This is a genomic window from Mesotoga sp. H07.pep.5.3, assembly GCF_002752615.1.
Classification (GTDB): Bacteria; Thermotogota; Thermotogae; order Petrotogales; family Kosmotogaceae; genus Mesotoga; species Mesotoga prima.
The window spans coordinates 457960-476330 of record NZ_AYTV01000012.1; the positions used below are offsets into that span (position 1 = coordinate 457960).

The window sequence follows — 18371 nt, forward strand, 5'->3', positions numbered from 1 at the left end:
CCGGAGGTGTAATTTGATAAGTTATGAAACTAACTCGAGAATACAAGAGTTGAAGGAGAAATTTGATTCTATCAGGGCTACGCTTGATCTCGAGCGGATAGATGAAAAACTAAAGGAAATCGAGAAGAGGATGAGCGACCCCTCTATTTGGAACGATCAGCGTGAGGCGTCGAATCTGGGAAGAGAAGCGCAGTCTTATCGATCTACAATCGAACTTCTGAGAGATGTGGAAGAGGAATTTGAGAGTATTGAGATTGCAGTAGAGCTTTCAGGAGAAGATGAGAGTTATGTAAAGCATGTTGAAGAACTTGTCAGGTCAGCGGAAAAAAAGGTAAGAGAATTCGAACTTACGATTCTTCTGAGTGGAGAGTATGACATCAACAATTGCTTCATTTCAATTCACCCCGGCGCCGGAGGGACGGAGTCTCAGGACTGGGCCTCCATGTTAATGAGAATGTACATGAGATGGGCTGAGGCTAATAGATTTAAGATTACGATCGTCGATGAGCTACCTGGAGAAGAAGCGGGTATCAAGAGTGTGACAATTAATCTAGCTGGGCCGCATGCTTATGGAAAGATGAAGTTTGAGGCGGGAGTACACAGGTTAGTAAGGATTTCGCCATTCGATGCCAATCACAGAAGGCACACTTCCTTTGCGTCCGTAAGTGTCTTTCCCGAGATGGATGAAGTTCCAGAGATCGAAATCAGGCCCGAAGATCTGAAGATAGACACGTACAGATCAGGTGGTGCGGGTGGTCAACATGTTAATAAAACGGATTCTGCGGTCAGGATTACTCATCTACCAACCGGAATAGTTGTTGCATGTCAGACTGAAAGATCGCAGCATCAAAACAAAGCGAATGCAATGAAGATGTTATATGCAAAGCTTTTTGAGATTGAGATTGAGAAAAAAAGAAGCGAAAAACTAAAATTGATGGGAGACCAGAAAGAGATTTCATGGGGGAATCAGATTAGATCTTATGTCTTTCAGCCTTATACATTGGTGAAGGATCACAGAACTGATTTTGAGACGGGTGATATTCAATCTGTCATGAATGGCGAGATAGATGAATTCATTGAGAAAGAATTGCTCTTCTTCTCATCAATTGAGAAATCCTTGGAATGATTTACGCCGTTAGTTTGACTTTGATGGAAGAAAAATGTTATTATTCTCTTGAGCGGAGTGAATTTAGTGTCCAGGCAGTACGATGAACGCCACAGGAGCGTAATGATTCACGAAGCGCTCCATTATTTGCTTGGTGGACGTTTAACTGGAACTTATATTGATTGTACTGCTGGTGAAGGTGGCCATATCAGAGCAATGCTTGAAGCCACTGAAGGTCAGGCAAAAATCATCGGACTTGATGTTGATAGTGAGGTTCTGAATATAGCGGAGCAGAATCTCAAAGATTACCGGGAAAGCGTTGAATTATTCAATTTATCTTATGTCGACTTCGAAATTGCATTGAGACAGGCTGGTGTTGAGAAAGTAGATGGTTTTCTCCTGGATGTTGGAGTTTCCACCTTCCAGTTGAAAGCAAAGGGTAGGGGTTTCTCGTATGAATTGGATGAACCGCTCGATATGCGTATGAACCTCTCTCAGAAAAGAACGGCAGCAGATGTTGTGAACAGCTACAGGGAAGACGAACTTAGCAGAATAATTTTTGAGTTTGGTGATGAAAAGCGTTTTGCAAGGAAAATAGCTAGAAGCATCGTATCGAGAAGACCTCTGTTTACGACGAAGGATTTGCACGATGCGATCAAGGCGGCAATACCACCGGCCGAAAGATACAAACGAAGAAGACATTTCGCAACAAAGACTTTTCAGGCAGTAAGGATTGAAGTCAATCAGGAGCTTGAGAACATCGAAAGTACTTTGAGAAAAATTCCCGGTTTTCTGAACCAAGGCGGTAGGATCGTTATTATTTCTTTTCATTCTTTGGAAGACGGCATAGCTAAGAGGGTGTTTAGGGAAAAGTCGGAATCGGAGCTGAAAATACTTACGAAGAAACCGGTGCAGCCGTCGAAAGAAGAAGTAGAACTCAATCTAAGAGCAAGAAGTGCAAGATTGAGGGCAGCGGAGCGGATTTGAAGGGAGGAACATCTCGTGCAAGCCATAACAGCGAAGCGGAAGCCGCTGGTTCGCGAAGGCGGCAAAGCCTTGGCAAACAGCGATGTTTGGGGTTTATTTGGTTTTCTGCAGGTGTTAGTGATTTTTCTTTCATTGGCAGTCTCAATTGCTCTCCCGTTCTATTTTGGCAACGAGGTCGACAAAATTTCAGAAGTAGCATCAAGTAGAGAACAGAGCATCTCAGTAATGAAATCGCGACTTGAAGATGTATCTAGAGAGATTTCATACTTGCAGACGGTTGTTGGGGCGAGAGCAGAAAAGTAGAACTTTATCGAGGTGGATCATAAATCAACAAACTTGCTAGCAGGGCAACGCTGTTATATGTGCTTTTGATTCTTTGTGTAGGAGTCTTCGCAGTGAGGGCAGCGTATGTTTCCCTTTTTACTGAACCTGACCTACCTCTGGTTCTTGGAGTCAACAAGATACCGGCTCTAAGGGGATCGATATACGATTCCAACGGTAGGTTACTGGCCAGCGATTCGCTGATTTATGAGGCATGGCTGGACCTCGGATATCTGAGATTGCTTACTTCTTCAGATCAAATAGATAGAGTTCTAAAAAATGTAGAACTTTCCTTTGGAATACCCTTCGAAAGACTGGTCGAAAGCCTTCAGAGCAACAAAAATTTCCTTCTTCTTGGTACCGCGGCTACTTATGATGAAATGCAACGAAGGATCACACCGATCACAAAGAGATATATATCGCTTGAAATGCAGAGAGAAAGACTTAGTTTCAGCGAATATGGTTTGGAAAGAATTATCGGAAAGCTAGATGGAGGGGGAATCCCCCTAAATGGAATAGAGTTGTATTATGACGAAGAGCTTTCTGGGAAAAGAGATGGATTGATTAGGAGAACTCTGACAAGTTCGAGAAGAGAAGAACCGACAAATGGCAGTGACATCTATCTCTCAATTGACATAGATATACAGAAAATGGTCTATGACGAACTGCTAGAGACTGTGGAAAAGAATATGGCCGACGGTGGATTGGCTCTTCTTGTAGAGAGCAAGACTGGAAAGATTCTTGCTTATGCCGGTACCTATGACTGGGACGTTGGTTTAATGGGGATATTTGAGCCCGGTTCCACCATTAAACCTCTTATCTACTCGCTTGCATTACAAAGTGGATCGATAACGGAAACAATGACATTCTATTGTGATGGAAGTATTCAACCCGTACCTGGACTTGACATAATAATCCGCGACACCGAAGGCGAACGCCACGGCCTTCAGACCTTTAGAGAAGCGATTATTAACTCGTGTAACGTGGCCACGGTACAAGTTGGCGGTAGAATTTTGAATACTCTCGGAAAAGAAGAGATGTATAGGCAGTTAATGAGAATTGGATTTGGGAAATTGTCGGGGGTTGACCTTCCCGGCGAGACACCGGGAATTCTTCCCGAGGCGAAAGATTGGTCCCTGATATCTCCTTATCAATTTCCAATCGGACAGGGCTTAGGAGTAAACATCTTCCAGATGGTTAAGGCATTGAATGTCTTCCCAGCTGGTGGTCAGTTTATTACTCCCACCTTTGTCAGTGCCATACGAAATGAAGAAGGCCTGATCAACATACCGAAGAAGGTTGAAGGTGATTTGTTTCCACCGAAGCTTGTTTCTACAATGCTTCCCATTCTTGAGGGAGTAGTTATTGAGGGTACTGGCACAATGGCCAAAGTCGACGGAGTAAGAATAGCGGGAAAAACAGGAACTGCTCAAAAAGCGGGTCCCGATGGCTACAATGAAGAAAGCTACTATTCATTGTTCTATGGTTTCTTTCCAGTGGAAGATCCAACGTATACATTATATATAATGATAGATACTCCAAAAGCGGGGGCATACTATGGAGGTTTTGTCGCAGCTCCAATGTTTGCTTCAGTTGTAAAGAACATCTACGGTATTGGAGTTGAAAAGGAAGTATATGAGGGCGTTTACAGTTGGAAAGCACCTGACCTGAGCGGTTATTCATTGCTAGATTTGAAAGAGATCGCCGCGATCTATGGTTTAGACAATATTATAATACATGGCTCGGGCGGCGTGGTGAGTCAAATTCCAGAGGCAGGAAGGCCCCTTGGAGATCAGTTAGAAGTTTGGTTAGGGGAGCTGAACTATGATATACGAGATGTTGGGGGACAGTGAGGTACTGAAAGATTTCTTCATCCTTGAAAGAGGAGAGGGGTATTTAACAATTAGTGAAGACATGCCCGACAAAGTAAACAGATTCAAAATGGCCGTTTCGACTTCGGGAATGTTCGGAAGAAAGCCAGTTAGGCTTTCCGGATTTGATAGCTGGAAAAAGGAAGAGAAAACTCAGATAGAGAAACTACTTCCTCTCTTTCAAGACGAAATCGATGTCTTCCTGGATGGAAAAGTGAGTCCGAAAGTAAAGAGTGAGAAAAGGTTTTTTGATCTTCCAAAGCCCTGGGAAGAAGAGAAATGGAATGACCACATCATCACGATAAGTGAACGTGCAGGAATGAAGATTTCTAGAGCTGCGGCCGAATCGCTTTTCAGAAAAGTTGGAAGAAGAGAATACAGAATACTTCGAGAGCTTGAAAAGCTTTCCGTATTTTCGAATGAAATCGACCAGCTCATGGTTGAAAGACTAATTGATTTTGACAAGGAAGTCGAAGTCGAATCACTGGCGTTTGATTTTCTTAATCACAAAGAGGACTTTCTAAGTTCTTCGAGGAAATGCATGATCCCATTCTCATATTTTGCGTCGGTTCTGTTGAATATCATAATTGATTTGGGAACGATAATTGATACGAAAAAAGGCAAAATGAATATTTCTTGGTCAGAGATAAGAAAACTCTCAAATACTACTAGCATTGGTACTGCTCGAATTGCCAGGCTTGTTGGATACAGTTTTTCCAGTACTAAAGAACAAAGAAATGATCTTACCAGGCTGTACTCAGCTGAAAGTCTCAAAGGCCTGATCGATCTTCTTCAGGAAATTGATGAGTCAATCAAAAATGGGAAAATCGATAGCGAAATCGCTTTCTTCAAACTACATGAAGAGTCTTTAAAACTTCAGGTAACTCTTGGGTAACAATTTCCACCTGAAACATCCCGTTTAGAATGCTTCAATTGACAGTGCCATCGTTGCATTGTACAATTGCTTTCGGCAAAATGCTTAGAAGGAGGCGAATCGCAACCAGATGCCCACGATAAATCAGTTGATAAGACACGGAAGAAAACAGTTGAAACAGAAATCTGCTTCTCCGGCGCTTGAGAATAATCCACAGAAGCGCGGTGTTTGCGTAAGGGTCTCTACAATGACACCCAAGAAACCCAACTCAGCCTTGAGAAAGATTGCAAGGGTGCGTCTCTCAAACGGGACAGAAGTCACGGCCTACATTCCTGGTGAAGGACACAATCTTCAGGAACATTCCGTTGTTCTTGTAAGAGGTGGAAGAGTTAAAGACCTTCCTGGCGTAAGATACAAGATTGTAAGAGGCACTTTAGATGCCGAGGGAGTAGCAAACAGGAAGCAGTCGAGAAGTCGTTATGGCGCCAAGAGGCCGAAGAAATAAGGAGGCAGTTCTAGATGAGAAGACGTCAGTCTGAGAAAAGAGAAGTGGTACTTGATCCAATTTACAATGACACAGTAGTCACCAGACTAATAAACAAGATCATGATAGGTGGAAAGAAGAGCAAGGCAGAAGCTACCGTTTATGGAGCACTTGAAGTTCTTTCTGAAAGAACCAAGCAGCCTCCTATGGAAGCTTTCAAGAAGGCTCTGGGTAATGTTAAGCCTCTTCTGGAAGTAAGACCAAGAAGAGTTGGAGGGGCCACTTATCAGATACCTTTTGAGGTTCCTGAAAGAAGAGCGGTAGCTCTTGCGATAAGATGGATTGTCACATCTGCCAGAGCAAAGTCTGGAAAACCTCTTAAGGAAAGGCTTGCGCTTGAACTAATAGATGCTTATAATGGACAGGGCAACGCAGTGAAGAAGAGAGAAGACGTACACAGAATGGCGGAGGCAGGGAAAGCATACGCCCATTTCAGATGGTGAAGTTGATTCAGCGGGAGGAAAGATAGTGAAAGAAAGAGCCACAACCCTAGACAAGACTCGGAACATAGGAATAATGGCCCATATAGATGCCGGTAAGACTACCACTACCGAGCGCATTCTTTTCTATACAGGTAAGAATTACAAGCTCGGAAGCGTTGACGAAGGAACGGCAACAATGGACTGGATGGACCAGGAAAAGGAAAGAGGTATCACTATCACTTCTGCTGCAACTACGGCATTCTGGAAGGATCATCGTATCAATATTATTGATACGCCCGGGCACGTTGACTTCACAGTTGAAGTTGAAAGATCTTTAAGGGTTCTTGACGGCGCCGTTGCGGTGTTCGATGCCCAGGCCGGTGTTGAGCCTCAATCGGAGACAGTTTGGAGACAGGCAGACAAGTATCATGTGCCAAGGATTGCCTTTATGAACAAAATGGACAAGATCGGTGCAGATTTTGAGAGCGCCATAGGCACCATGGTTAGCAAACTGAAAGCAAACCCTGTAGCAATTCAGCTTCCAATTGGATCTGAGTCAAGCTTTGAAGGTGTTATTGATCTTGTTGAAATGAAGGCCTTCAGATGGACGAATCAGGAAGGGACAGAGTTCAGTACTTCTCCAATACCTGGAAATATGCTCATTCAGGTAGATGAAGCTCGTGAAGACCTGGTTACACATGTAGCAGAGTTCGATGAAGAGCTTATGGAATTGTATATCGAGGGTGAAGAACTTCCAGTAGATAGACTGAAAGCGGCAATCAGAAAGGCAACACTTTTGGGACAAATTACCCCTGTGCTTTGTGGTTCGGCATTCAGGAACAAGGGAATCCAGCCACTTCTTGATGCAATAGTAGACTATCTGCCGTCTCCGAAAGACTTGCCTCCGGTGGTTGGCGAGATCGTCGATAGCGAGAGAAAAATTGAGGTCTATCCGGATGAGAATGGGCCGTTTGTTGCGATGGCTTTCAAAATCATGGTCGATCCTTTTGTGGGAAAGCTGACCTTTTTAAGAGTCTATTCAGGTTCCTTAGAAAAGGGGTCGTACGTGCTCAACACAAATAAGAATGTCAAAGAGAGAATTTCGAGACTGCTCTTCATGCATGCTGACAAGAGAGAAGAAGTCGACTATATTCGTGCAGGAGATATAGTTGCGGTAGTGGGTTTGAAGAATTCAATGACTGGCGAGACAGTGGTTTCTGGCGATGAGAAGATAATCCTGGAAAAGATTGAGTTTCCTGAGCCGGTGATCTCGATTGCCATAGAACCCCAGACAAAGGATGATGCTTCGAAACTGACAAAGGCTCTTGTCGCTCTCGTTGAGGAGGACCCTTCCCTCAAGAGTTACGTTGACAGCGAGACGGGAGAGACTATTTTGTCCGGTATGGGGGAGCTCCATTTGGAAGTTATCGTTGAGAGGATAAAAAGGGAGTTCAATGTTGGACTCAGAGTTGGAAATCCTCAGGTAGCATATCGAGAGACGATAAGAACCAAAGCAACTGGCGAAGCAAGGTATATTAGGCAAACAGGTGGGAAGGGACAGTACGGACATGTGGTTCTTAGCGTTGAGCCCATAACCGACATGAGCTCAAACTTTGTTTTCGAAGACAAGACTGTCGGTGGAACGATTCCCAGGGAATTTATCAAACCTGTGGAACGTGGGGTAAGAGAGGCGATGGATTCCGGTTATCTTGCCGGTTACCCAATGGTCAACGTGAGAGTTTCTTTGCTTGACGGTTCGTACCATGAGGTGGATTCTTCGGAGATTGCTTTCAGTATAGCTGGATCAATGGCTTTCAAAGAAGCTGTCCGCAAAGCGAGTCCTTCTTTGCTTGAACCGATAATGGCTGTAGAGATTAATACGCCTGAAGAATATATGGGAGACTTGATTGCCGATCTGAATTCCAGGCGAGCCAAGATCGAGGGCTTCGAAACCAGGGCTGGTCTTAAAATTATTAAGGCTCACGTTCCCCTTTCCGAGCTTTTCGGTTATGCGACAGTTTGCAGATCTCTCTCGCAGGGAAGAGCAATTCACATTATTCAATTCTCCCACTATTCGGAAGTTCCAGTGAAAATTGCAGATAAGATTCTTGGAAGATAGAGATCCCAAATAAGTATTTGGAGGAGGGAAACCATGGCTAAGGAAAAATTCGAACGTTCAAAACCACATCTTAACATCGGTACGATTGGACACATCGACCACGGTAAGACTACTCTTACCGCGGCAATCACGAAGAGTCTGGCATTCAAGGGTCTTGCTGACTTCTCCCCGTTTGACTCAATTGACAAGGCACCGGAGGAAAAGGCAAGAGGAATCACAATAAACGTTGCTCATATCGAGTACCAGACTGACAAAAGGCATTACGCTCACATCGACTGTCCAGGTCACGCTGACTATATCAAGAACATGATCACCGGAGCTGCACAGATGGATGGAGCCATTCTTGTTGTCGCTGCTACCGACGGTGTTATGCCTCAGACTAGAGAACACGTTCTCCTAGCGAGACAGGTCAACGTTCCCGCAATGGTGGTGTACATAAACAAGGTTGACGCAGTCGACGATGAAGAATTAGTCGAATTGGTTGAAGAAGAAGTAAGAGAGCTTCTTTCTTCCTATGAGTTCCCTGGCGACGAGCTTCCAGTAATCAAGGGCTCTGCGCTTAAGGCGCTCGAAGCAGACAGTCCAAATGAATGGACAGAGAGCATATACGAACTTATGAATGCCTGCGACGATTACTTCCCGGATCCTGTCAGAGAAACTGACAAGCCTTTCCTTATGCCGGTGGAGGATATCTTCACAATAACGGGAAGAGGAACGGTAGTTACTGGAAGAATTGAGCGCGGAGCTGTTCATGTCGGCGATGAAGTTGAGATAATTGGCCTTTCTTATGAGACGAAGAAAACCGTATGTACCGGTGTGGAAATGTTCAGAAAACTCCTAGACGAAGGGCAGGCCGGCGACAACATCGGGGCACTTCTGAGAGGCGTGGCAAAGGAAGAAGTCAAGAGAGGTCAGGTACTAGCAAAACCAGGATCAATAACACCTCACAAGAAATTTACGGCAAACGTCTATGTTCTTAAGAAGGAAGAGGGAGGCCGCCATTCTCCATTCACAAAGGGTTACAGGCCGCAGTTCTTCATTAAGACAGCAGACGTTACTGGGGAAATCGCGGATCTTCCCGAGGGTGTTGAAATGGTTATTCCTGGCGATAACGTTGAAATGACTATCCAGCTTATCTACCCCGTTGCGATTGAAAAGGGTTTGAGATTTGCAATTCGTGAGGGTGGCAGGACAGTTGGCGCCGGAGTCGTCAGCTCAATAATTGAGTGATTAACGGTCTTTCCAGGAGAAGGGGGAGCAATCTCCCTTCCCTGTTAACAGAAGGAGGGAACATTTAGGCATGGCCAAGCAAAAAATCAGGATTCGCTTGAAGGCTTACGATCATAAACTGCTTGACTTGTCGGCCAAGAAGATTGTCGAAGCTGTAAAGCTCACCAATGCCAAGGTATCGGGTCCGGTGCCATTGCCAACGGAGAGGACGCTCTATACTGTTCTAACTTCGCCACACAAGTTCAAGGATGCTAGAGAGCAGTTTGAGAAGCTTGTTCATAAGAGGTTGATTGAGATACTAGATCCTACGCCAAAGACTATAGATTCTCTTATGAAAGTCGACCTCCCCGCAGGTGTAGACGTGGAGATTAAACTGTAAAGAGACTTCGGAGGTGTGATAGATGAAAGGTATATTGGGTAGAAAACTCGGTATGACAACTATATACAAAGACGGGAAAGCCTTCGGAGTTACCGTAGTGAAAGCCGGTCCATGTACTGTTGTACAAAAAAAGACAAGTGATGGTGGTGAATACGACGCCATTCAAGTTGGATTCGAAGAGCTTACACCGGAAAGAGCAAAAAAAATACTGACAAAGCCTCTGGTGAAGAAGTTTGAAGCGGTAAAGGTCAAACCACATAGAGTTCTCAAAGAGTTCAAGGTTGGTAACATCAATGACTTCAATGTTGGTGATATCATAGAAGCTGGCGTCTTTTCTGAAGGCGAAAAGGTAGACGTAACTGGATTTTCGAAGGGCAGAGGTTTTTCCGGCGCGATGAAGAGATGGAACTTCAGAGGTGGAGAGGCTTCTCATGGTTCGAAATTTCACAGAGAACTGGGTTCAGTGGGTAATCACACTGATCCTGCGAAGATCTGGAAAGGTAAGAAGATGCCCGGTCAGTACGGTAACGAAAAGAAGACTGTGAAGAATCTAACCGTAGTAAAAGTAGATGCAGAGAATGGACTCTTGGCCATTTATGGCGCTGTTCCAGGAGCGAGGGGCGGCCTCTTAGTAATTAAGAGCGCAAACAGATAGCCCCGAAAATGTGTTGGAAGGAGGACGCAACAATGGCTCAAGCCGACGTTGTGAATATGGCCGGCCAGAAAGTTGGCACAGTAGAACTGATAGAAAGCGTCTTTAACGTTGAACCGAACAAAGATCTGATGTTTAGATACGTTAATATGCAGCTTTCAGGAAGACGTGCCGGACTGGCTTCGGCTAAGACAAGATCAGAGGTTAGGGGCGGGGGAAGAAAACCCTGGGCCCAGAAACACACAGGAAGAGCAAGAGTAGGTTCAACGAGAAGTCCGCTTTGGAGACACGGTGGAGTAATTCATGGACCGAAGCCAAAAGACTGGTCGTTCAATATGACCAAGAAAATGAAGAAGGTTGCGCTACGATCTGCTCTAAGTCTCAGACTTAATGAAGGCAATCTAATAGTTTTGGATGATCTCAAGTTTGACAACCCAAAGACAAAGCAGCTCAGAGAGGTCTTGAGTAATCTTGGACTCGATAAGTCGCAGAAGACACTCTTCGTTCTGCCATGGCAGAAAGACGAGTATCAGAACGTTAGACTCTCCGGGAAAAACATTTATGGTGTGAAGGTAATAATAGCTGATAATCCTGGAAATACAGCCGTCACCAGCAAGACAAATATCGACGGACTTAACGTTTACGACATAATAAATCATGAAAAACTTGTGATCACGACTGATCTTGTTCGTAAGATCGAGGAGGTGCTCGGTTAATGACTGAAAAGAAGTATTACGGAGACGTTCTCCTCAGACCGCTGATCACTGAAAAGACAGTTGCTTCTGGTGAGATGAACAAGTACATTTTTGAAGTACATAGAGATGCCAATAAGCATGCGGTCAAAGACGCCGTTGAGAAGCTTTTCAATGTGAAGGTCGAACAGGTAAATATCATGAACATGAAGGGAAAACCAAAGAAACGTGGTGTCTTCATTGGCAAGTCGAGGTCCTGGAAGAAAGCAATCGTTACGCTTGTGACTGGATACAGGATTAAAGAACTCGAAGGCCAACACTAAGGTGAGGTGAGATGACATGGCATTGAGAAAGTTTAATCCCGTCACCAAAAGCAGAAGGTCTATGCTTCTTCCAGACTTCAAGGAAGTTACGAAGACTGAACCGGAAAAGTCTCTTCTGGAGCCAATTAAAAATAACGCTGGTAGAAACCATCATGGAAGAATAACAGTTAGGCATCAGGGTGGGGGAACCAAAAGGCGTTACAGAGTTATCGATTTCAAGAGAGACAAGATAGGTGTTCCTGCGAAAGTCATATCGATAGAGTATGACCCAAACAGAACTGCAAGGATTGCTCTTCTCCAGTACATCGATGGTGAGAAGAGATACATGCTGGCGCCGAAGGGTCTGAAGGTCGGAGATGGTATTCAGAACGGAGACCAGGCCGAAATATCTGTTGGTAATTCCTTGCCACTTGAGAGAATCCCAGTGGGTACGATCGTCCACAACATCGAGTTCTTACCCGGCAAAGGCGGCCAGATTGCGAGAGCAGCCGGAACCTATGCCCAGCTGATGGCTAAAGAGGGAAGATATGCTCTTCTTAGAATGCCTTCTGGTGAGTTGAGAAGAGTAGTGGTGAAATGCATGGCGACGATCGGCATGGTCGGAAATGAGGAACATTCGAATGAGATACATGGAAAAGCAGGCAGAAAGAGATGGCTTGGAGTTCGGCCATCGGTAAGAGGCATGACTATGAATCCGGTCGATCACCCGATGGGTGGAGGAGAAGGACGTTCTAAGGGGCACCTTCCTCAGAGCCCCTGGGGACAGCCGGCCAGAGGTTACAAGACCAGAAGGAGCAAGAAACCTTCAGATAACCTCATAGTGAAGCGCAGGAATCAGAATTGATCAGGGGGTGTAGTTGAAAATGTCGAGATCTAAGAAGAAAGGCCCATACGTACACCCGAGTCTCTTGAGAAAGATTAGAGAGCTGAATGAAAAGGGAGAAAAGAAACCCATTAAGACTTGGAGCAGAGCATCCATGATTCTTCCTGAAATGATCGGACACACAATAGCTGTCTACAACGGAATGAAGCATATACCGGTTTATATTTCAGAGAATATGATTGGGCACAGACTGGGTGAGTTCTCTCCCACCAGGAGGTTCGGTGGGCATGCTGACAAGAAGAGTAAGAAAGGCGAAGTAAGATGAGGGGGGATGCTGAGATGGCGCAGGCGACGCAGAGAGACAAGCGTTCAGTTCTCCATAGGAAGCGCAAAGAAGAAAAGGCAGCAACTCCTGTCACTCAGGCAAAGGCAGTTGCAAAGTTTGTGAGAATCTCCCCTAGAAAGGCGAGATCAGTTGTAAATGCAATAAGAAATAGGGAAGTTGGCGAGGCGTTTCAGATTCTAGAGTTCTCACCTAAGAAGGCCTCCCGTTTGGTTTACAAAGTTCTGCGCTCTGCAGTGGCAAATGCAGAGAACAATTTTGGACTGAATATCGATAGTCTTTATGTCGAGAAAGCTGTCGTCGATGACGGTCCGAGAATGAAGAGGCTGTGGCCGCGAGGAAGAGGAAGAGCTGATATTCAGCAGAAACGATTTAGCCACATAACCGTTGTTGTAGCAAACCGCGAAGAGATTAGCAATCCTCAGGAGTGAGGTGACATAAGTGGGTCAGAAGGTACATCCTTATGGATTCAGGCTTGGTGTCAGTAAAGATTGGAAAGCCCGATGGATCAACGAGAAGAATTACAAAGAATATCTTCTCGAAGATCTGAAGATAAGGGACTTTCTCAAGAAGAATTACATGGCTGCTGGAGTTTCCGACATTTACATCGAAAGACCAGAGCCAGGTAAGGTGGTTATTACCATCAAATGCGCCAGACCTGGTGTGATGATTGGAAAGAAGGGCAGTGAAGTCAAGCTGCTTAGGCAGCGGCTGGAGAAGCTTATAACGAGGCAGTTCCAGTTAAATATCGAAGAAGTGAAAACACCCGAGACCGATGCGATCCTCGTTGCTGAGGATATCGCGTCAAGAATTGAAAAGCGAGCTTCCTATAAGAGAGCCATGAAGAGAGCAATATTCACAGCAATGAGAAAGGGAGCTAAAGGCATAAAGATAATGGTTTCCGGAAGACTGAACGGAGCTGATATTGCCAGGACAGAGTGGTACCTGGAAGGAAGACTTCCTCTCCAGACCCTCAGAGCTGATCTGGACTACGGTTACACCACAGCCTTCACTAAAATGGGAATAATTGGCGTGAAGGTATGGATCTACAAAGGCGACGTACAGGTGTAATTGCAAGAGGGGAGGTAGTTCATAATGTTAATGCCCAAAAGGGTAAAATACAGAAAGCAACAAAGAGGTAAGATGAACGGTAAGGCAAAAGGTGGGACCATTGTTCACTTTGGAGAGTGGGGAATAAAGGCCCTCGAACCACACTGGATATCTGCTCAGCAGATTGAATCCTGCCGAATTGCGATTACGAGAACACTTAAGAGGAATGGTAATCTCTGGATTCGAATCTTCCCTGACAAACCTATTACCTCAAAAGGAATCGGTGTGAGAATGGGGAAGGGAAAGGGAGATGTCGAAGGCTGGGTAGCTGTTGTCAAGCCCGGGAAGATCATGTTCGAAATAGGCGGAGTATCTGACCAGCTTGCGAAAGAGGCTCTTGAAAAAGCGGCTTCAAAACTACCTATCAGAACAAAGATAGTACCGAGGTATCAGATAGGAGGTGAGCTCTGATGAAAGCAGTTGAACTCCAGAAGTTCACAGACGAAGAACTCACTCAGATGCTCGAGGATTCTAAGAGAAAGCTGATGGACCTCAGGTTCCAGCTGGAAATGAACAGGTTGAAGAACCATTCCCAGATAACTGTTGTAAAGCGCGACATAGCAAGGATAAAGACCATCCTTCGCGGTCGTGAACTGGGGATAAGGAGGTAATCCGCCATGCCAAGAAAGACACTAGTAGGAACGGTAGTAAGTGACAAGATGGACAAAACGATAGTAGTGAGTGTTACAAGGACGCACATACATCCCTTCTACGGGAAAACCATGAAAACTACTAAGAAGTATCATGCAGATGATCCAGAAGGTCTTGCTGGAATGGGCGATACAGTTGAAATTGAAGAGTGCAGGCCCCTCAGCAAGATGAAGAAGTTCAAACTCGTGAAGGTTCTCAAGAAGGATATCTACACGGGAGAAATACCCGAAACTCCCGAGACCGTTGAAGGTTCCGGAGGTGACCAGAAATGATCCAGTCTGAATCATACCTGAAGATCGCAGACAACTCCGGTGCGAGAATGATCAAGGTGATACAGGTCACCGGCGGGTACAGAAAGAGATCGGGAACGATAGGTGACATAGTTGTTGCGGCAGTGAGGGATGTGGCACCGAACACAGATTTCAAAAAGGGTGATATCGTAAGGGCCGTTCTTGTCAGAACGGCGAAGGAGATTCGCAGACCAGACGGTACCTACATTCGCTTCGATGACAATGCTGCGGTCATTATCGACAAGCAGAACCAGCCCAGAGGGACACGCGTCTTTGGACCTGTTGCTAGAGAAATAAGGGATAAGGGATTCTCCAAGATAGCTTCTCTAGCCCAGGAAGTCTGGTGAGGAGTGAGCAAAATGAGTAGAGTGAAAAGAGAAGATACAGTAATGGTAATATCGGGCAAAGACAGGGGCAAGAAAGGCAAAGTTCTTAAGACAATTCCCTCGGAGAATAAGATAATAGTTGAGGGAGTCAACTTCACAAAAAAGCATCAGAGACCAACTAATCAATACCGTGAAGGTGGAATCATTGAAAGGGAATCCCCAATATACGTTTCCAAAGTAATGGTTGTCTGCCCCAACTGTGATAAGCCTACGAGAGTCGCCCACAAAATTCTTGAAAATGGTGAAAAGGTCAGATCTTGCAAGAAGTGCGGCGAGATAATCGATAAGGTCTGATGGGGAGGAATTGTTGATGGCATACGAATACGTCCCTTTGAAAGATAAATTTGAAAGTGAAGTAGTCCCTACCATGACGAAGGAATTTGGCTACAAGAACAAGCTAGAGGTACCTAGGGTTTCGAAGATAGTTGTCAATATGGGGATTGGCGAAGGTTCAAGAAATGCCGACCTTCTCGATCTACATGGCAAAGAGCTGATGACGATTGTCGGGCAGAAGCCAGTGGTGACGAGAGCCAAGAAGAGCATAGCGAACTTTAAACTTCGTGATGGAATGCCGGTGGGATTGAAGGTTACCCTCAGAGGGCCCAGGATGTACAACTTCCTGTACAAGTTGATTAATGTTGTGCTCCCTAAGCTAAGAGACTTCAGAGGCGTTGATCCCGACTCATTTGATGGTAGAGGTAATTATGCAATGGGGCTTCCCGAACAGCTGGTCTTTCCCGAAATTGTACCGGATCAGATAAAACGAGTTCAGGGAATGGACATAATAGTTGTTACAACGGCCAGGACTGATGAGGAAGCAAGAAGATTGTTAGCCCTTCTTGGACTTCCTTTCAAGAGAGTCATGGTCTAAGGAGGTAGGTGCATGGCGAAGAAATCATTAATCGAAAAATGGAAACGAGAACCCAAGTTCAAAGTAAGGAAATATAACAGATGCAATCTTTGTGGCAGACCTAGAGCAGTTTATAGAGAGTTCGGTCTTTGCAGAGTGTGCTTTAGACAGCTGGCTTCCGAGGGAAAACTCCCCGGTGTGAAGAAAGCAAGCTGGTGAGGAGGGAAGTGTAATGTGGAGTGATCCCATAGCCGACATGCTCACTAGAATAAGAAACGCCAACGCTGCCTTCAAGGAGAGTGTGGACATACCGGCTTCTAACCTGAAGAAGAAGCTTCTGGATATTTTGAAGGCGGAGGGCTATATAGACGACTATAAATATATAGAGGATGGCAAACAGGGTGTTCTTAAGGTCTTTCTTAAATACAAGGGAGACAGAAGGCACAAGAGCAACGTCATATCCGGAATCGTGAGAATTTCCAAACCTGGCAAAAGAGTTTATGTGAATAAGGATAAACTTCCAAAAGTCAAGTCAGGAATGGGAATAGCAATAGTTAGTACTTCCAGCGGAGTGATGACAGACAAGCAGGCCCGTTCTCAAGGCGTCGGCGGCGAAGTCATCTGCTACGTATGGTAGGGAGGAATTCAAATGTCTAGATTACTTAAGCATTCGATAAAAATCCCTGCTGGTGTGTCCTGCAAAATTGAAGGAAGTGTTATCTCTGTCAAGGGACCGAAAGGTGAGCTCAAACAAGAACTCCTTCCTCTGGTTAAGATCGAGGCCGATGAAAAAGAGATATGGGTCAAGTCAAACGAAGAAGTTGTTATTAGAAAGAGTGATTACAAGAGATTGGCTAAGTATGCTGGTACTTTCTGGTCGCTCATAAATAACATGATTGTTGGCGTTACTCAAGGCTTTGTCAAGGAGCTGGAAATAGTGGGAGTGGGATACAGAGCACAACTTCAAGGAAAGAAGCTTGTAATGAACCTTGGGTATGCACATCCAGTTGAGATTGAACCTCCGACAGGAGTTGAGTTTGAAGTGCCCGCACCTCAAGCAATAGTTGTCAAGGGAATTGACAAGTATCAGGTTGGTCAGGTAGCGGCAAACATAAAGCGCTGGAGAATCCCTATTGTTTATTCAGGAAAAGGTATTCGTTACAAGGGAGAGCAAGTCAGAACGAAAGTCGGTAAGAAGGTCTAATCAAGGAGGCGGCTGGAGTGTTCAAACATAAAGACAAGAAGGAACAAAGGCGAAAGAGGCATCTTCGCGTCAGGTCTACAGTTTCCGGAACACCGGAGAGACCAAGACTGGCAGTCTTCAGAAGTGAGAAGCATATTTATGCCCAGCTTATTGATGATTCAAAGGGAATTACCCTTGTTTCTGCATCGACTGTAGATAAAGACGTCAAGGCTTCAATAGAGAAGTCATGGAATGTTGATGCCGCTAAGAAAGTTGGGGAGCTCCTCGCAAAGAAGGCGAAAGATAAGGGAATAAGCAGTGTAGTCTTCGACCGTGGGGGTTTTAAGTTCCATGGAAGAATAAAGTCACTTGCCGAGGGCGCTCGAGCAGGCGGACTACAGTTCTGAGGAGGTGAAGAAGATGGCTGAAGAGATGAAGAACGACCGCAATTCGAAATCTTCACGTGAAGGAAGAAGAAACCCCAGAGCTTCCAGAAACGCTCCTGTGGAAAAACAGGTTGAAGACAACGAATTTGAAGAAAGAATAATTGAAATAAGAAGAGTTACAAAAGTAGTTGCAGGAGGAAAGAATCTTTCTTTTAGAGTAGTCGCCGTCGTTGGTAACCGTGATGGGAAGGTTGGTCTTGGTATAGGGAGCGCAAGGGAAGTTCCGACTGCAATAAGAAAGGCCGTTCTTGAAGCCAAGAAGAATGTCACGGAGGTCGCGGTGAGAAATGAGACTGTTCCTCACGAGACAGTCGGACGACAGGATTCAGCAAGAATAATGTTAAAGCCGGCTGGTCCCGGAACTGGGATTATTGCGAATTCGCCTGTAAGAGCCGTTGTCGAACTTGCAGGTGTGAAGAATATTCTGACGAAGTCGCTTGGATCATCTAACACACTTAATATGGCTAGAGCGGCCTTGAACGGACTACTAAGTCTGAGATCCCCTCAGGACTTCGCAAAACTCAGGGACATACCCCTAAAGACAGTCTTCCACGGTTTCAGCGAGGAGGCAGGTCAGTAATGGCAAAGAGTTTAAGAATACAATTAATCAAAAGTCCGATTGGCTATAACAGAAGACAGCTGAAGACGGTTAAAGCATTAGGCCTTGGAAAGCTGGACAGTGAGATTGTTCAGCCCGATTCTCCACAGATCAGGGGCATGGTGAATTCCATAAGACATCTTCTTGCTGTCGAAGAACTTGATGACTGAAG

29 protein-coding genes are annotated in these 18371 nt (G+C 45.1%); all 29 read left to right on the top strand.

The features are described from left to right. Positions 1 to 13 precede the first annotated feature (13 nt). The 29 genes from prfB (at position 14) to rpmD (ending at position 18369) form a co-directional block, all read left to right on the top strand. Positions 14 to 1126 (top strand): peptide chain release factor 2, encoded by a 1113-nt coding sequence (gene prfB / locus V513_RS05845; RefSeq protein ID WP_014730458.1) that lies wholly within the window; start codon positions 14 to 16, stop codon positions 1124 to 1126. Positions 1127 to 1192: 66 nt separating this feature from the next. After that, positions 1193 to 2092 (top strand): 16S rRNA (cytosine(1402)-N(4))-methyltransferase RsmH, encoded by a 900-nt coding sequence (gene rsmH / locus V513_RS05850; protein ID WP_014730459.1) that lies wholly within the window; start codon positions 1193 to 1195, stop codon positions 2090 to 2092. Between the two features lie 15 nt (positions 2093 to 2107). Then, a complete protein-coding gene (locus V513_RS05855) occupies positions 2108 to 2395 on the top strand; it encodes a hypothetical protein (protein WP_006492335.1) in 288 nt (95 codons plus the stop codon). A gap of 92 nt (positions 2396 to 2487) precedes the next feature. Continuing rightward, positions 2488 to 4266 (top strand): penicillin-binding transpeptidase domain-containing protein, encoded by a 1779-nt coding sequence (locus V513_RS05860; RefSeq protein ID WP_014730460.1) that lies wholly within the window; start codon positions 2488 to 2490, stop codon positions 4264 to 4266. Then, on the top strand, positions 4238 to 5179 hold the full coding sequence (locus tag V513_RS05865) for a DNA polymerase III subunit delta (RefSeq protein ID WP_099772016.1): 942 nt from the start codon (positions 4238 to 4240) through the stop codon (positions 5177 to 5179). The genes V513_RS05860 and V513_RS05865 overlap by 29 nt, the downstream gene beginning before the upstream one ends. A 109-nt stretch (positions 5180 to 5288) precedes the next feature. Beyond that, entirely contained in the window at positions 5289 to 5663 is a 375-nt protein-coding gene (gene rpsL, locus V513_RS05870; protein WP_006492338.1) for a 30S ribosomal protein S12, read from the top strand. A gap of 14 nt (positions 5664 to 5677) precedes the next feature. Further along, positions 5678 to 6145: a 30S ribosomal protein S7 gene (gene rpsG, locus V513_RS05875; protein ID WP_099772017.1), complete on the top strand. Its 468-nt coding sequence runs from the start codon at positions 5678 to 5680 to the stop codon at positions 6143 to 6145. 73 nt (positions 6146 to 6218) lie between these two features. Next, a complete protein-coding gene (gene fusA / locus V513_RS05880) occupies positions 6219 to 8243 on the top strand; it encodes an elongation factor G (RefSeq protein WP_373561609.1) in 2025 nt (674 codons plus the stop codon). 33 nt (positions 8244 to 8276) lie between these two features. Then, the gene (gene tuf / locus V513_RS05885) at positions 8277 to 9473 is read left to right on the top strand and encodes an elongation factor Tu (RefSeq protein WP_099772019.1); all 1197 of its coding nucleotides are present in this window, start codon (positions 8277 to 8279) and stop codon (positions 9471 to 9473) included. Positions 9474 to 9543: 70 nt separating this feature from the next. Further along, complete coding sequence (gene rpsJ / locus V513_RS05890) at positions 9544 to 9852, top strand: 30S ribosomal protein S10 (RefSeq protein WP_006492343.1); 309 nt, start codon at positions 9544 to 9546, stop codon at positions 9850 to 9852. A gap of 22 nt (positions 9853 to 9874) precedes the next feature. Further along, a complete protein-coding gene (gene rplC, locus V513_RS05895) occupies positions 9875 to 10507 on the top strand; it encodes a 50S ribosomal protein L3 (protein WP_099772020.1) in 633 nt (210 codons plus the stop codon). Between the two features lie 32 nt (positions 10508 to 10539). Then, positions 10540 to 11220: a 50S ribosomal protein L4 gene (rplD, locus tag V513_RS05900; RefSeq protein ID WP_099772021.1), complete on the top strand. Its 681-nt coding sequence runs from the start codon at positions 10540 to 10542 to the stop codon at positions 11218 to 11220. Then, complete coding sequence (gene rplW, locus V513_RS05905) at positions 11220 to 11519, top strand: 50S ribosomal protein L23 (protein WP_099772022.1); 300 nt, start codon at positions 11220 to 11222, stop codon at positions 11517 to 11519. The genes rplD and rplW overlap by 1 nt, the downstream gene beginning before the upstream one ends. A gap of 16 nt (positions 11520 to 11535) precedes the next feature. Then, positions 11536 to 12363, top strand: coding sequence for a 50S ribosomal protein L2 (gene rplB, locus V513_RS05910; RefSeq protein WP_099772023.1), 828 nt, complete (start codon positions 11536 to 11538; stop codon positions 12361 to 12363). Positions 12364 to 12382: 19 nt separating this feature from the next. Then, positions 12383 to 12667 (top strand): 30S ribosomal protein S19, encoded by a 285-nt coding sequence (gene rpsS, locus V513_RS05915; protein ID WP_099772024.1) that lies wholly within the window; start codon positions 12383 to 12385, stop codon positions 12665 to 12667. Between the two features lie 14 nt (positions 12668 to 12681). Then, positions 12682 to 13116, top strand: a complete 435-nt coding sequence (rplV, locus tag V513_RS05920) for a 50S ribosomal protein L22 (protein ID WP_099772025.1) — start codon at positions 12682 to 12684, stop codon at positions 13114 to 13116. A gap of 10 nt (positions 13117 to 13126) precedes the next feature. Continuing rightward, positions 13127 to 13756, top strand: a complete 630-nt coding sequence (rpsC, locus tag V513_RS05925; RefSeq protein WP_099772026.1) for a 30S ribosomal protein S3 — start codon at positions 13127 to 13129, stop codon at positions 13754 to 13756. A 24-nt stretch (positions 13757 to 13780) separates the two neighbouring features. Beyond that, a complete protein-coding gene (rplP, locus tag V513_RS05930) occupies positions 13781 to 14206 on the top strand; it encodes a 50S ribosomal protein L16 (protein ID WP_099772027.1) in 426 nt (141 codons plus the stop codon). Further along, entirely contained in the window at positions 14206 to 14406 is a 201-nt protein-coding gene (gene rpmC / locus V513_RS05935) for a 50S ribosomal protein L29 (protein ID WP_099772028.1), read from the top strand. The genes rplP and rpmC overlap by 1 nt, the downstream gene beginning before the upstream one ends. A 6-nt stretch (positions 14407 to 14412) precedes the next feature. After that, positions 14413 to 14718 carry a 30S ribosomal protein S17 gene (gene rpsQ / locus V513_RS05940; RefSeq protein WP_099772029.1) on the top strand — a complete coding sequence of 102 codons (306 nt, stop codon included), beginning with the start codon at positions 14413 to 14415 and terminating at the stop codon, positions 14716 to 14718. Then, the gene (rplN, locus tag V513_RS05945; RefSeq protein ID WP_099772030.1) at positions 14715 to 15083 is read left to right on the top strand and encodes a 50S ribosomal protein L14; all 369 of its coding nucleotides are present in this window, start codon (positions 14715 to 14717) and stop codon (positions 15081 to 15083) included. The genes rpsQ and rplN overlap by 4 nt, the downstream gene beginning before the upstream one ends. 12 nt (positions 15084 to 15095) lie before the next feature. After that, complete coding sequence (gene rplX / locus V513_RS05950; RefSeq protein WP_099772031.1) at positions 15096 to 15416, top strand: 50S ribosomal protein L24; 321 nt, start codon at positions 15096 to 15098, stop codon at positions 15414 to 15416. Between the two features lie 16 nt (positions 15417 to 15432). Further along, the gene (gene rplE, locus V513_RS05955; RefSeq protein WP_099772032.1) at positions 15433 to 15993 is read left to right on the top strand and encodes a 50S ribosomal protein L5; all 561 of its coding nucleotides are present in this window, start codon (positions 15433 to 15435) and stop codon (positions 15991 to 15993) included. Between the two features lie 12 nt (positions 15994 to 16005). After that, positions 16006 to 16191 carry a type Z 30S ribosomal protein S14 gene (locus tag V513_RS05960; protein ID WP_099772033.1) on the top strand — a complete coding sequence of 62 codons (186 nt, stop codon included), beginning with the start codon at positions 16006 to 16008 and terminating at the stop codon, positions 16189 to 16191. Positions 16192 to 16204: 13 nt separating this feature from the next. Then, positions 16205 to 16609: a 30S ribosomal protein S8 gene (rpsH, locus tag V513_RS05965; protein WP_099772034.1), complete on the top strand. Its 405-nt coding sequence runs from the start codon at positions 16205 to 16207 to the stop codon at positions 16607 to 16609. Positions 16610 to 16621: 12 nt separating this feature from the next. Beyond that, a complete protein-coding gene (gene rplF, locus V513_RS05970) occupies positions 16622 to 17176 on the top strand; it encodes a 50S ribosomal protein L6 (protein WP_099772035.1) in 555 nt (184 codons plus the stop codon). 17 nt (positions 17177 to 17193) lie between these two features. After that, complete coding sequence (gene rplR, locus V513_RS05975) at positions 17194 to 17562, top strand: 50S ribosomal protein L18 (RefSeq protein ID WP_014730472.1); 369 nt, start codon at positions 17194 to 17196, stop codon at positions 17560 to 17562. A 13-nt stretch (positions 17563 to 17575) separates the two neighbouring features. Next, positions 17576 to 18181 (top strand): 30S ribosomal protein S5, encoded by a 606-nt coding sequence (gene rpsE / locus V513_RS05980; protein ID WP_014730473.1) that lies wholly within the window; start codon positions 17576 to 17578, stop codon positions 18179 to 18181. After that, entirely contained in the window at positions 18181 to 18369 is a 189-nt protein-coding gene (rpmD, locus tag V513_RS05985; protein WP_099772036.1) for a 50S ribosomal protein L30, read from the top strand. The genes rpsE and rpmD overlap by 1 nt, the downstream gene beginning before the upstream one ends. Positions 18370 to 18371: the final 2 nt, after the last annotated feature.